At 67.5% G+C, this 13,390-nt stretch carries 11 protein-coding genes; 5 read left to right on the forward strand and 6 right to left on the reverse strand.

Annotation, left to right across the window (positions count from 1 at the left end; genetic code table 11):
- Positions 1–5: 5 nt before the first annotated feature.
- From dnaG to G432_RS00690, 3 genes are all read right to left on the reverse strand, one after another.
- The gene (gene dnaG / locus G432_RS00680) at positions 6–1,892 is read right to left on the reverse strand and encodes a DNA primase (protein ID WP_015456877.1); all 1,887 of its coding nucleotides are present in this window, start codon (positions 1,890–1,892) and stop codon (positions 6–8) included.
- Positions 1,889–2,203: a GIY-YIG nuclease family protein gene (locus G432_RS00685; protein WP_015456878.1), complete on the reverse strand. Its 315-nt coding sequence runs from the start codon at positions 2,201–2,203 to the stop codon at positions 1,889–1,891. The genes dnaG and G432_RS00685 overlap by 4 nt, the downstream gene beginning before the upstream one ends.
- 129 nt (positions 2,204–2,332) lie before the next feature.
- A complete protein-coding gene (locus G432_RS00690; RefSeq protein ID WP_015456879.1) occupies positions 2,333–2,785 on the reverse strand; it encodes a GatB/YqeY domain-containing protein in 453 nt (150 codons plus the stop codon).
- A 135-nt stretch (positions 2,786–2,920) separates the two neighbouring features.
- On the opposite strand from G432_RS00690, the gene carA reads away from it, so the two are divergent.
- The 5 genes from carA (at position 2,921) to G432_RS00715 (ending at position 9,014) form a co-directional block, all read left to right on the forward strand.
- Positions 2,921–4,090 carry a glutamine-hydrolyzing carbamoyl-phosphate synthase small subunit gene (gene carA, locus G432_RS00695; protein WP_015456881.1) on the forward strand — a complete coding sequence of 390 codons (1,170 nt, stop codon included), beginning with the start codon at positions 2,921–2,923 and terminating at the stop codon, positions 4,088–4,090.
- Entirely contained in the window at positions 4,087–4,449 is a 363-nt protein-coding gene (locus tag G432_RS00700; RefSeq protein WP_015456882.1) for a ribonuclease E inhibitor RraB, read from the forward strand. The genes carA and G432_RS00700 overlap by 4 nt, the downstream gene beginning before the upstream one ends.
- On the forward strand, positions 4,449–7,781 hold the full coding sequence (gene carB / locus G432_RS00705; protein WP_015456883.1) for a carbamoyl-phosphate synthase large subunit: 3,333 nt from the start codon (positions 4,449–4,451) through the stop codon (positions 7,779–7,781). Before G432_RS00700 ends, carB begins: the two co-directional genes overlap by 1 nt.
- An 80-nt stretch (positions 7,782–7,861) precedes the next feature.
- Entirely contained in the window at positions 7,862–8,338 is a 477-nt protein-coding gene (greA, locus tag G432_RS00710; protein ID WP_015456884.1) for a transcription elongation factor GreA, read from the forward strand.
- Between the two features lie 13 nt (positions 8,339–8,351).
- Positions 8,352–9,014, forward strand: coding sequence for a rhomboid family intramembrane serine protease (locus G432_RS00715; protein ID WP_015456885.1), 663 nt, complete (start codon positions 8,352–8,354; stop codon positions 9,012–9,014).
- 5 nt (positions 9,015–9,019) lie between these two features.
- Here G432_RS00715 and G432_RS00720 read toward each other — a convergent pair whose 3' ends face one another.
- From G432_RS00720 to G432_RS00730, 3 genes are read right to left on the reverse strand one after another with little or no spacing between them, the layout of a single operon-like run.
- Positions 9,020–10,246 carry a dihydroorotase gene (locus G432_RS00720; RefSeq protein WP_015456886.1) on the reverse strand — a complete coding sequence of 409 codons (1,227 nt, stop codon included), beginning with the start codon at positions 10,244–10,246 and terminating at the stop codon, positions 9,020–9,022.
- Positions 10,237–11,196, reverse strand: a complete 960-nt coding sequence (locus tag G432_RS00725) for an aspartate carbamoyltransferase catalytic subunit (RefSeq protein ID WP_015456887.1) — start codon at positions 11,194–11,196, stop codon at positions 10,237–10,239. The genes G432_RS00720 and G432_RS00725 overlap by 10 nt, the downstream gene beginning before the upstream one ends.
- A 55-nt stretch (positions 11,197–11,251) precedes the next feature.
- A complete protein-coding gene (locus G432_RS00730) occupies positions 11,252–13,354 on the reverse strand; it encodes a transglycosylase domain-containing protein (RefSeq protein ID WP_015456888.1) in 2,103 nt (700 codons plus the stop codon).
- Between the last annotated feature and the right edge of the window lie 36 nt (positions 13,355–13,390).

The following is a 13,390-nucleotide window of genomic DNA, read 5'->3' on the forward strand; positions in this document are numbered from 1 at the left end:
CAACCCTAATTACTATCCGCGCCGCTTTCGCCGGCCGCCAAACTGGCCAGCGCCTGATCCGCCGCATCGCGCGCCGCCCTAAGGCGACGCTGCTCGGCAAAGCCGGCCTCGTCGGGCGAGGCCATCAACCTCGCCGTCACCGCCGCCAGAGCCGCGTCGAGTTCGGGCCGTGCCGCCAACGCCTCGATCGCCGCCGCGAGATCGCGTCGAGCGCGCCCCGCATCGGCATTGCCGCGAAGGAAGGAAAAGGCAAGTCCGTTCGGCGCACGAAGCGCTTCCATCGCTCCAGCCAGACCCACTTGTCCCAATATGGTTCCCAATGTGTCCGAATCAAGCGTTTCCGCAGCAAAAGCCGCATCGAGCATCGCATCGCGAATCCGGGCGAGCTTTTCGTCGGCGATCGGCAGCGCCGCGATCGTCTCGGCATGATGGGCGATGATCTGGGGGTGGCGCAGCATCCCGGCAAGCACCGCGCGGCTTTCGAGCGGCCCCAACCCGCCATTGCCGATCGATCGGGTGACGGCCGAAGGCGGGGCTTCGGGCGGTTTTCCGCGAAACGGGCCACGGCGTCCGCCGCGCCCCGCCTGTCCGCCCCGCCAGCCGCCGCCCGGCTGAAAGCGCGGGGCAGGGGAGGCGCGTTCGTAAAGCGCATCGAAGCGCCGGCGGAAATCGGCGAGATATTGGCCGCGCACGTCGCCATGGCGAATCGTCGCGGCGTGGTCGGCAAGCCGTTTGCGCAGTCCGGCCCGGGCTTCGGGCGTATCGAGCGGGGCTGCGGCAAGCTCATATTTCCACAACCGCTCGACCAGCGGTTCGGCTCCCTCCAATAGGGTTTCCAGCGCCGTCCGGCCGCCATTTCGCACCAGATCGTCGGGATCCTGGCCGGGGGGCAGGGTGGCGAAGCGCAGGGTTCGGCCCGGCTCGATCATCGGCAGCGCCCGCAGCGCGGCCCGGATCGCGGCCTTTTGCCCGGCGGCGTCGCCGTCGAAGCACAGGATCGGCGTTTCGGCGAGCCGCCACAGCCGCTCGATCTGCCCCTCGGTCAGCGCGGTGCCGAGCGGGGCGACCGCCTCGCCGATGCCCGCCTGGGCCAGGGCGATCACGTCCATATAGCCTTCGACCACGATTACCCGCCCGGCCTTGCGGGTCGCGGCGGCGGCCTTGTCCAGGTTGAACAGCGTCCGCCCCTTGTCGAACAGCGGGGTTTCCGGGGAATTCAGATATTTGGGTTCGCCCTGGCCGATGATCCGGCCGCCGAACGCGATCGCCCGGCCGCGCGCATCGCGGATCGGGATCATCAGCCGGCCGCGGAACCTGTCATAAGGCTCCTTGTCCTCCACCGATATCAGGAGGCCGGCCTCGACCAGCTTGTCGTCGCCGAAGCGGGAAAGCGCCGCCTTCAGCTTCCCTCGCGAATCCGGCGCGAAGCCGATGCCGAACGCGGCCTGCGCGGCCGCATCCACGCCGCGCTTGCGCAGATAGTCCCGCGCCTCGGCCCCGGCGATGCCGTGCAGTTGCTCGACGAACCAGGCCGCAGCCTCCGCCATCGCCTCATGCAGGCCGGATGCCCGCTCGGCCTTCTCCGCCGCGCGCGGATCGGCGGCGGGCACGTCCATCCCGGCGGCGGCGGCCAGCTCCTTCACCGCGTCCATGAAGGGCAGGCCCTTATGCTCGGTCAGGAAACGGATGGCATCGCCATGCGCACCGCAGCCGAAGCAGTGATAGAAGGCCTTGTCGTCGTTGACGTAGAAGCTCGGCGTCTTTTCGTTGTGGAAGGGGCAGCAGGCCCGGAATTCCCGGCCCGCGCGCTCCAGCTTCACCGATTTCCCGACCAGCGCGGAAAGCAGCGTGCGCGATCGCAGCTCATCGAGGAATTGCGGCGAAAGGCTCAACGTTCCCCCTCCCTGCCAAGAGGAGGGCGTGCAGCGGGAGGCCGGGCGAAGTGGGACACCGCCTGCCAATCGCCCTGGAACGGCGCCTCCTTCTTGGCCCGCGACCAGGATTTGATCCGCCGTTCGCTGTCGAGCGTTTCAAGCCGCGTCTGAAAATGGTCCAACCACATCAATGTCACGGGGCGGCGCCGACTCGCGAAGTCGCAATGGCCGCCGCGCTGATGTTCCGCCAGCCGCCGATCCAGATCGTCCGTGTGCCCGGTATAGTAGCTGCCGTCATTGCACCGCAGGACATAGACCCAGAACGCCATCCCCTTTCCCCATTCGCATTGCCCACCCGTTCGTCCCGAGCGAAGTCGAGGGACGTGCCGCGGCCGACGGCGTTTGCGTGTCTCGACTGCGCTCGACACGAACGGAAGGAAGAGAATGCCCGCGCGGCCTTAAGCAAGCGCTCCCTTCACCAGCCCGCTGGCCTTGCTCATGTCGAGCTGGCCGGCGAAGCGCTCCTTCACCGCGGCCATCACCCGGCCCATATCCTTCACCGACGTCGCGCCAAGCTCCGCGACGATGCCGGCGATCGCGGCCTTGGCCTCGTCCTCGTCCATCTGCGCGGGCAGGAAGCCCTCGATCACGGCGAGCTCGCCCTTTTCCGCCTGGGCCAACTCCGTGCGGCCGCCTTTCTCGAACATCTCGATCGATTCGCGGCGCTGCTTCGCCATCTTCTGCAGCACCTCGGTCACCAGCACATCGTCGTCGGCGGGCGCGGTGCCCGTCCGCGCTTCAATATCGCGATTCTTGATGGCGGCCTGGATCAGGCGGATAGCTGCGGTCTTCTCGGCGTCGCGCGCCTTCATCGCGGACACCAGGCCCGCCTTTATGTCGTCACGAATCATGGAGCCTCGGGAGATGGTCCGGGAAAGCGATCAGCATAGCGTCCGTTGCAGAATTTTAATAGATTGACCCTGCCCGACCACCCTCCTAGGAACCCCGCCGTTTACCCGCCGCCCCAGCAACAGGAGAGCCTCCAAATGGCCGAGACCGATCACGCGCGCCCAGAAGGTGCCACTGGCGTATTGGTTCTGGCCGATGGAGCCGTGATCTGGGGCCGGGGGTTCGGTGCCGAGGGCGACGCCGTGGGCGAGGTGTGCTTCCACACCTCGATGACCGGCTATCAGGAAATCATGACCGATCCGTCCTTCGCCGGGCAGATCATCAATTTCGCCTTCCCCCATATCGGCAATGTCGGCGCCAATCATGAGGATGTGGAGGCGACCAACCCCCACGCGCTCGGCCTGATCGTGCGCGAGGACGTGACCGCGCCGTCCAATTTCCGTTCGATCCAGAATTTCGATGCCTGGCTGAAGTCGAACGGCCGCATCGGGCTTGCCGGGGTCGATACCCGCGCGCTCACCCGCGCCATCCGCATCCAGGGCGCCCCCAACGGCGTGATCGCCCACAATGCGAAGGGCGAATTCGATATCCCCGCGCTGCTGGCCAAGGCACGGGGGTGGCCGGGGCTGGAGGGCATGGACCTCGCCAGGGAGGTTTCCTCCACCCAGAGCTACAAGTGGGATGACGGCCTCTGGACGCTGGGCCAGGGCTATGCGACCCATTCCGCCAACCCCGCTGGCCCGCATGTCGTGGCGATCGATTACGGGCTGAAGCGGAACATCCTGCGCAACCTGGTCAATGCCGGCGCCCGCGTCACGGTGGTGCCGGCGACGGCTACCTTCGACGAGGTGATGGCCCACAAGCCCGATGGCGTGTTCCTCTCCAACGGCCCCGGCGATCCCGCCGCGACCGGCGAATATGCCGTGCCGGTGATCCGGGAGCTGCTGAAGATCGGCAAGCCCATCTTCGGCATCTGCCTCGGCCACCAGCTCCTCGGCCTCGCCATCGGCGCCACGACCTACAAGATGCACCAGGGCCATCGCGGCGCGAACCATCCGGTCAAGCGTTCGGACGACGGCCGGGTCGAGATCACCAGCATGAACCACGGCTTCGCGGTGGATGCGGAGACGCTGCCGGCGAACGCGCGGACCACGCATATCTCTCTGTTCGACGGCTCGCTCGCCGGACTGGAGCTTACCGACGCGCCCGCGTTCAGCGTACAATATCATCCCGAAGCCAGCCCCGGCCCGCAGGACAGCCATTATCTGTTCGAGAAGTTCGTCGCATCGTTGGAGAAGGCGGCGTGAAACTGCCGCCGGTCGATCCGGCGCGGCTGAACGAGGAATGGCGGGCGGATCAGGACGTATTGGCGAATCTTCGCGAAAATGGCGACCGGCCCGATATTCCAAGGGCGGTGGACGTCAGCTTTCGCGGGCCTCCCGATGCTCTTGACGATCTGGCGGATGCCGCGGAGGAGCTGGGGTTCGAGGTGATCGAAACCGAGCCATCGGACGATGGAGAGCCTTGGCTTTTCCTCCAGCGCGTGCAGACCGCCGACGCGGACGCCATCAAAGCCCTTACGATTACTTGCCTGCAGATCGAAGCGATGTTCGGCCTCGAATATGATGGCTGGGGATGTGTCGCTCAAACCGGATTGACCCACTGATGCCCAAACGCACCGACATTAAATCCATCCTCATCATCGGCGCGGGTCCGATCGTCATCGGGCAGGCGTGCGAGTTCGATTATTCGGGCACGCAGGCGTGCAAGGCGCTGCGCGAGGAAGGATATCGCATCATCCTCGTCAATTCGAACCCGGCGACGATCATGACCGATCCGGACATGGCCGACGCCACCTATGTCGAGCCGATCACGCCCGCCGTCGTCGCCAAGATCATCGAGAAGGAGCGGCCGGACGCCGTGCTGCCCACCATGGGCGGCCAGACGGCGCTCAACACCGCGCTCGCGCTGTTCAACGACGGCACGCTGGAGAAGTTCGGCTGCGTCATGATCGGCGCCGATGCCGAGGCGATCGACAAAGCCGAGGACCGGCAGAAATTCCGGGAAGCGATGGACAAGATCGGGCTGGAAAGCGCCCGTTCCGCCGTGGCGCACACCGTGGACGAGGCGCTGGCCGCGCTGGAGCATACCGGCCTGCCGGCGATCATCCGCCCCAGCTTCACCATGGGCGGCACCGGCGGCGGCGTCGCCTATAATCGCGAGGAGTTCATCCAGATCGTCACCGGCGGCCTCGATGCCTCGCCCACCACCGAGGTGCTGATCGAGGAATCGCTGCTCGGCTGGAAGGAATATGAGATGGAGGTCGTCCGGGATCGGAACGACAATGCCATCATCATCTGCTCGATCGAGAATGTCGATCCGATGGGTGTCCATACGGGCGATTCCATCACCGTCGCGCCAGCGCTGACGCTGACCGACAAGGAATATCAGATCATGCGCAACGCCAGCATCGCGGTGCTGCGCGAGATCGGGGTGGAGACCGGCGGCTCCAACGTCCAGTTCGCGGTCAACCCCAAGGACGGCCGCCTGGTGGTCATCGAGATGAACCCGCGCGTCTCGCGGTCCTCGGCGCTGGCCTCCAAGGCCACGGGCTTCCCGATCGCCAAGGTCGCCGCCAAGCTGGCGGTGGGCTATACGCTCGACGAGATCGACAACGACATCACCGGCGCCACGCCGGCCTCGTTCGAGCCGACGATCGACTATGTCGTCACCAAGATCCCGCGCTTCGCGTTCGAAAAGTTCAAGGGCGCCGAGCCTTTGCTGTCCACCGCCATGAAATCGGTGGGCGAGGTGATGGCGATCGGCCGCAACATCCACGAATCGATGCAGAAGGCGCTGCGCGGCCTGGAAACCGGCCTGTCCGGCTTCAACTTCGTCGAGGCGCTAGCAGGCGCCGAACGCGCGGTGATCGAGGCGGAACTCGCCCGGCCGACGCCGGATCGCCTGCTCGTCGCCGCCCAGGCGCTGCGCGAGGGCTTCTCGGTCGATGAGGTTCACCGCATCGCCAAATATGATCCCTGGTTCCTGGAACGGCTGGCCGAGATCGTCGCCGCCGAGAAGCAGGTGATGGAAGAAGGCCTGCCGCGCGACGCGCAAGGGCTGCGCCGCCTGAAGGCCATGGGCTTTTCGGACAAGCGGCTCGCTTATCTCGCGCTCCAGTCCGCCCATCTGCGCGGCATGGAAAGCGCCCATGCGCGGGGCGGCGGCATCGTTCATGATGCGGTGACGGCGCTGACCGGCGGCGTCACCGAAAAGGACGTTCGCGCGCTGCGCCACCGGCTGGGCGTTCGCCCCGTCTTCAAGCGCATCGATACCTGCGCGGCGGAGTTCGAGGCGAAGACGCCTTATATGTATTCGACTTACGAGGCCCCGTCCTTCGGCGCGCCCGAATGCGAAAGCCAGCCTTCGGACCGGAAAAAGGTCGTGATCCTCGGCGGGGGGCCCAACCGCATCGGGCAGGGCATCGAGTTCGATTATTGCTGCGTCCACGCCTGCTTCGCGCTGGATGAGGCCGGCTATGAAACGATCATGGTCAACTGCAACCCGGAAACGGTTTCGACCGACTATGACACGTCCGACCGCCTGTATTTCGAGCCGCTGACCGCCGAGGACGTGCTGGAAATCCTGCATGTCGAGATGTCGAACGGCACGCTGGAAGGCGTGATCGTCCAGTTCGGCGGGCAGACGCCGCTGAAGCTCGCCCAGGAGCTGGAAGAGGCGGGCATCCCGATCCTCGGCACCAGCCCCGATGCGATCGACCTTGCCGAGGATCGCGAGCGTTTCGCCGATCTGGTCGGCCGCCTCGGCCTGAAGCAGCCGCGCAACGGCATCGCCCGCAGCCGGGAGGAGGCGCTGGCCGTGGCCGAGCGCGTTGGCTATCCGGTGCTGATGCGTCCGTCCTATGTGCTTGGCGGCCGGGCGATGGAAGTGGTGGAAAATCCCGCCCAGCTCGAAACCTACATCAATACGGCCGTCCAGGTCTCCGGATCGTCGCCGGTGCTGATCGACCAGTATCTGCGCGACGCGATCGAGGTGGATGTCGATGCGATCGGCGACGGCACCGATGTCGTCGTCACGGGCGTGATGCAGCATATCGAGGAGGCCGGCGTCCATTCGGGCGACAGCGCCTGTTCGCTGCCGCCCTACAGCCTGAGCGCGGAGATCGTCGCGGAAATAGAACGGCAGACCGACGCGCTCGCCAGGGCGCTCGAGGTGCGGGGCCTCATGAACGTGCAATTCGCGGTCAAGGACGGCGATGTCTATCTGATCGAGGTCAACCCCCGCGCCAGCCGCACCGTGCCCTTCGTTGCCAAGGCGATCGGCGCGCCCATCGCCAAGATCGCCGCGCGCGTGATGGCGGGCGAGAAGCTCGCCGACCTGCCGAAGATCGACCGCCATATCGATCATATCGCGGTGAAGGAGGCGGTATTCCCCTTCGCGCGCTTCCCCGGCGTCGACCCCGTCCTCTCGCCGGAGATGAAGTCCACGGGCGAAGTCATGGGAATCGATAAGGATTTTGCCACCGCCTTCTTCAAGGCACAGCTTGGTGCGGGCACTGTCCTGCCGGCATCCGGCACGGTGTTCGTCTCGGTCAAGGATAGCGACAAGGCGGTCGTCGTCCCCGCCGTCCAGGGCCTGTTGAAGCTGGGCTTCAAGGTCATCGCCACTTCCGGGACCGCGGCCTATCTCAATGGCCTGGGCATGGATGTGGAAGCGGTGAACAAGGTGCAGCAGGGCCGGCCGCACATCGTCGACCGGATCAAGGATGGCGGCGTCCAGCTGATCTTCAACACCACCGAAGGGTGGCAGTCGCTGCAGGATTCGCAGTCGATCCGCGCTTCCGCGCTGCTCGGCAAGGTGCCTTATTTCACCACGGCGGCCGCCAGCGTCGCGGCGGTGGAAGCCATCGCTGCACTGCAAGAACGAGACCTTGAAGTGCAGCCGCTCCAATCATATTATTCCACTTCGCACGACTGATCCCCACATCGTCGATGGAAGTGCGGGCGGCACCGGTTGGAACCGCCCGGGGACAAGATTTTACTGAAGGGGTTTCGCTGATGGCGACCGTCGAAAAGCTGCCGATGCTGGCGGAAGGCTACCGGATGCTGGAAGAGGAGGTCGCGCGCCTCAAGCTGGAGCGGCCGCAGGTCATCGACGCGATCGAGGAAGCGCGCGCGCATGGCGATCTTTCGGAAAATGCCGAATATCATGCCGCCAAGGAGCGCCAGGGCCAGATCGAGGCGATGATCGCCGATATCGAGGACCGGCTGAGCCGCGCGCAGGTGATCGATCCGACGACGCTTTCGGGGGACAAGGTGGTGTTCGGCGCCACCGTCCACCTGCTCGACGAGGATGAGAAGCCGATCAAGTATCAGATCGTCGGCCAGACCGAGGCGGATGCCAAGTCGGGCAGGATCTCATACAACTCGCCGCTCGGCCGCGCGCTCATCGGCCGCAAGGTGGATGACGAGGTGGAGGTGACGGTGCCTTCCGGCGATCGCTACTATCTGGTCTCCAAGATCGAGTTCATCTGAGGAGCGGCGGCGGATGCAATTGCCGCCCGCCCGCGCAACGCTGGCCATATTGGGCGTGACGATCGCGTCCTGGCTGCTCGTCTCGTGGAGCGGCCTGGGCGATATCGCCGCTTATGCGGGCGGGTTCATCCCCGCCCGTTTTTCGATCGGCGGGGTGGCGCCCACGCTCGAGATGTCGGTCCGGGGCATTCCCTTCGCCCCGCGCTGGCTGACGCCGCTCACCGCCACGCTGCTGCACGGCGGTTTCATCCACATCGCCTTCAACATGCTGATCCTCGGGCTGTGTGGGCGCTTCGTGGAAGCCGCCATCGGCGCGCGCGGGATCGTGATCCTTTATGTCGTCGGCGCCTATGTCGCCGCGTTCGGCCATTTTCTCGCCGGCCCTACCGAGCCCTGGCCGATGATCGGCGCCAGCGGCGCGGTCTCGGCGGTGATCGGCGCCTATGCGCTCCTCTATGGCGAGAAACGCCGGACCTTCGCCAATCGCCGGCTCAACCAGCTTGCCAACGCCCTATGGCTCGCGGCTGCCTGGGTGCTGCTGCAACTGATGGTCGGCCTCGCCTCCTGGGGCGGATCGGGCGGGGGCGGCATCGCGATCGCCGCCCATATCGGCGGTTTCTTCGCCGGCCTCGCTCTCGCCCAGCCGCTGCTGCTGCTCCGCTACCGCCGGGCCTGACCGCCTCAGCGGAGCGGCCGGCCGCCCTTGATCGTCATCAGCACCTTGCCCTGAACCGGCAGCCCGTCGAACGGCGTGTTGCCGGCCTTGGCGGCCATTCGGTCGGCATCGATCCGCCACGGAGCATCGGGATCGATCAGGATCAGGTCCGCCTCGGCGCCCGTCTCCAGCTGCCCGCCCGGCAGGCCCAGCAGCCGCGCGGGATTGGCCGAAAGCAACTCGAACAGGCGGGGCAGGCCGATCACCTCGTCGCGCACCAGCGTGAGGGACAGCGTCAGCAGCGTCTCCGCCCCGGCCATGCCGGGTTCGGCATCGACGAAGGGCAGGCGCTTGGCTTCCGGCCCCTGCGGATCGTGCGCGGAACAGAGGATGTCCACGGTGCCGTCGCGCACCGCCTCGATCGCCGCCAGCCGGTCCCGCTCCTCGCGCAAGGGGGGTGAAAGCCGGGCGAAGGTGCGGAACTGGCCGATGGCGGTGTCGGAAAGCAGCAGGTGCGCCGGCGTGATGCCGCAGGTCACGCGCACGCCGCGCTGGCGGGCGGCGCGGATAAGGTCGAACCCGCGCGCCGTCGTCACCTGATGGAAATGGATGCGCGCGCCGGTTTCCTCGGCCAGCATCAGATCGCGCGCGATCGCCATCGCCTCGGCCATGGCCGGGGCGGAGGGCAGGCCCAGCCGCGTCGCGGTTTCGCCCGATGTCGCCACCGCGCCGGTGGCCAGCCAGCCATCCTCGGCATGCACGATCACCGGCATGTCGAGCGACGCGGCATAGCCGAGCAGCCGCAGCATCACGCCCGAATCGGCGATCCAGCCGCGCCCGGTGGCGACCGCGCAGGCGCCCGCCGCCTTCATCAGGCCGATCTCGGCCAGTTCCTCGCCCGCCAGCGCGCGGGTGGCCGCCGCTATCGGGTGGATCCACACGTCCGGCTTGCCGGCCGCGGCCGCGCGCTGCACCAGCGCCGCATCGTCCAGCGGCGGGGACTGGTCCGGCATCAGGGCGGCGCGGGTGATGCCGCCGGCGGTGAAGGCCGGCAGGTCGATGGCGAAGGTGCCGAGGTCGACGATGCCCGGCGCCAGCAGCGCGCCCCTGGCATCGATGGTCTCCACGCCCGCCGCTTCGATCTCGCCGATGGCGGCGATGCTGCGGTCGCGCACCAGCACGCCGCCCGGCCGGGTGGTGCCGTCCGCCTCGATCAGGCGGCCGTTGACGATGGCGATCGGTTTCAGTTCCATCCCGGAACTCCCCGGCGCGCGCGCGTCAGCACGTCAAGGCAGGCCATGCGCACCGCCACTCCCATCTCGACCTGTTCGGTGATCGCCGATCGCACGGGATCGTCCGCCACCGACGATGAAATCTCCACGCCCCGGTTCATCGGCCCCGGATGCATCACCAGCGCATCCGGCGCGGCGCGCTCCAGCCGCTCCGGCGTCAGCCCGTAGAGCGCATGATATTCGCGCGGCGAGGGGACGAAGCCGCCCGCCATCCGCTCGCGCTGCAGCCGCAGCATCATCACCACGTCCGCGCCATCCAGCCCGGCATCGAAATCGGTGAAGGCGGTCACGCCCATCCGCTCGATCGCGGGCGGCAGCAGGGTGGAAGGGCCGACCACGCGCACTTCGGCATTGAGCGCGGTCAGCGCCAATATGTTGGACCGGGCGACCCGGCTGTGCAGCACATCGCCGCAGATGGCGACGCGCAAGCCATCGATCCGTCCCTTGCGGCGGCGGATGGTCAGCGCGTCGAGCAGCGCCTGGGTGGGGTGCTCGTGCCGCCCGTCGCCGGCGTTCAGCACCGGGCAGTCCACCTTGTCCGCGATGAGCTGCACCGCGCCGGATGCCTCGTGGCGGATCACGATCACGTCCGCGCGCATGGCGTTCAGCGTCATGGCGGTGTCGATCAGCGTCTCGCCCTTCTTCACGCTGGATGCGGCGACCTGCATGTTCACTACGTCCGCGCCAAGCCGCTTGCCGGCGATCTCGAAGGACAGCAGGGTCCGCGTCGAATTCTCGAAGAAGGCGTTGATCAGCGTCAGCCCCGCCAGCCGGTCGTCATGCTTGGCCGTGCCGCGATTGAGCGCGATCCACTGCTCGGCCTCGTCGAGCAGGAAAGCGATCTCCCAGGGTTGCAGGCCATAGATGCCCGTCAGGTGACGGTGCGGAAAAGGGTGCGGATCGGTCGGCATCGCCGTTTCGTCTAGAGGCGGCGCGCCGGAAGCTCAAGGCCGGAGGCGGCGGGCCTCACTGCCCGTTCGGCACCGGTTCGGGCACGGGCGGCGGCGGGGCTATCGCCGGGCCGGGGCCGCGCCGTTCCTCGGGCGGGCGATTATTGCCGGGATTGGCCGAGATGGTGAGCCCGTCCGGTCCCACCCGCAGCCCTACGTCGACATCGCCGATCGCGCCGTTCACGGCGATGGAGAGATTGTCGACCTGGTTTTCGATCAGGTCGCCGATCGGATCGGGCTCGGCCGCCGGTGCCGGCTCGCGCTCCACCACCGGCGGCGCGGCGCCATCGACGACGCGGCTCATGAAATCGCGCCAGATCCGTGCAGGCAAGCCGCCGCCCGCGATGCCGCCCAGCGGACTGTTATCGTCATTGCCCACCCACACGGCGGCCACCAGATCGCCGGAAAAGCCCACGAAGATGGCGTCGCGATTATCCTGGCTGGTGCCCGTCTTGCCGAAGGCGTCGATCGCCAAGGTCGCGGAACGGCCGGTGCCCTCGCGCACGGCCGCGCCCAGCAGGTCGAGCAGCATCGCCCGCGTTTCGCCGTCGAAGGCGCGGGGCCGGTCCCAGAAGGCGTCATACCAGCTCCGCTCCTTGTCGGGCAGGGCGTGCGCCTTCACCGGATAGGCGTTGGCGGCGATGGCGGCATAAGCGGAGGTGAGCTCCAGCAGGGTCACGCCCGATGTCCCCAGCGCCAGCGTCGCATCGTCGGCGGCGAGCGGGCTGGTGATGCCGAGGTCGCGGGCGGCGCGGATCACATTGTCCATGCCCACCTCGCTCGCGATCCTGACGGCGGCGACGTTGCTCGATCGGGCGAAAGCCTCGCGCAGGGTGATCTTGCCGCGATAGCGCCCGTCATTATTCTTGGGCGACCAGCCGGCGATGGTGATCGGCTCGTCCTCCACCAGGCTGTCCGGCGTCAGGCCGTGGCGGATCGCGGCGAGATAGACGAACAGCTTGAAGGTGGAGCCGGGCTGCCGCCGCGCCTGCGTGGCCCGGTTGAACGGGCTGTCCGCATAATTCTTGCCGCCGATCATGGCGACGACGCTGCCGTCCGGCCGCATGGCCACCAGCGCGACCTGCGCCTTGCCCAGCCCGGCGCGGCGCACCGCCGCCTCCGCCGCGCGCTGGATGCGGCTGTCGAGCGTGGTCTTCACCTCCTGCTCGGCATAGACGGCGCCGGCATTGTCGCGGGCCGCGGGCAGCGCCCAATCCGCGAAATAGGTGCCGCTCGGCAGCATCTTGAGCGGCCGCAGGTTGAGCGAGGCCGGCGGGACGCCGGCGGCCTCCGCGGGCGTAAGGAAGCCCGCGTCCGCCATGGCGGCCACCACCACGCGCTGGCGTTCGCGCGCGCCCTTCAGGTTCACGGCTGGGGAGAGGCGGGACGGCGCCTTCAGCAGCCCGGCCAGCATCGCCGCCTGCGCGACGTTCAGCTTTTCCGGCTGGCGGTTGAAATAATGGAGGGCGGCCGCGCGCAGGCCATAGACATTGTCGCCGAAATAGACGTTCGAAAGATAGCGCGACAGGATCTCGTCCTTGGAAAGCCGCGCTTCCAGCCAGAAGGCGATCAGCACCTCGCGCAGCTTGCGGGCGGCGGTGCGATCGGAATCGAGGAAGGCGACCTTGGCGAGCTGCTGGGTGATGGTGCTGCCGCCCTCGCGCACGCCGCCCGCCACGGTGTTGCGCCAGGCCGCGCGGGCGATGCCGCGCGGATCGATCCCCCAATGGCTGTAGAAGCGCCGGTCCTCGATCGCCATGAAGGCCTGCGGCACATGCGGCGGCAGATCGGCCACCACCACGGGCCGGTCGATGATCGCGCCCTTGCGGGCGATCGGCTTGCCGTCGCTGGAAAGCAGGGTGATGCTGGGCGGCGCGATCGGCTTCAGCGATCGCGACAGCGGCGCGGTTATCGCCAGCCAGCCGACCAGCAGGACGAAGATCAGCGCGCCGGCCTGGGCCACCCGTTTCCAGAAGCGCCAGCGCTTCCAGAAGGCGCGGGGGGCCGCCGCCCCACGCTGTGGCGGCTTTCTGTCCGTAGTCCGGGGGGATGCCGGCGCGCGGCGATCCTCCTCGGGTTCGGTCCATTCCAGGTCGTAAGGGTCGTCGTCGCGCATCATCGCCAGGTCATGCTGTTATACCCAGCTAACACGGGC

The organism is Sphingomonas sp. MM-1, from assembly GCF_000347675.2.
Classification (GTDB): Bacteria; Pseudomonadota; Alphaproteobacteria; order Sphingomonadales; family Sphingomonadaceae; genus Sphingomonas_E; species Sphingomonas_E fennica.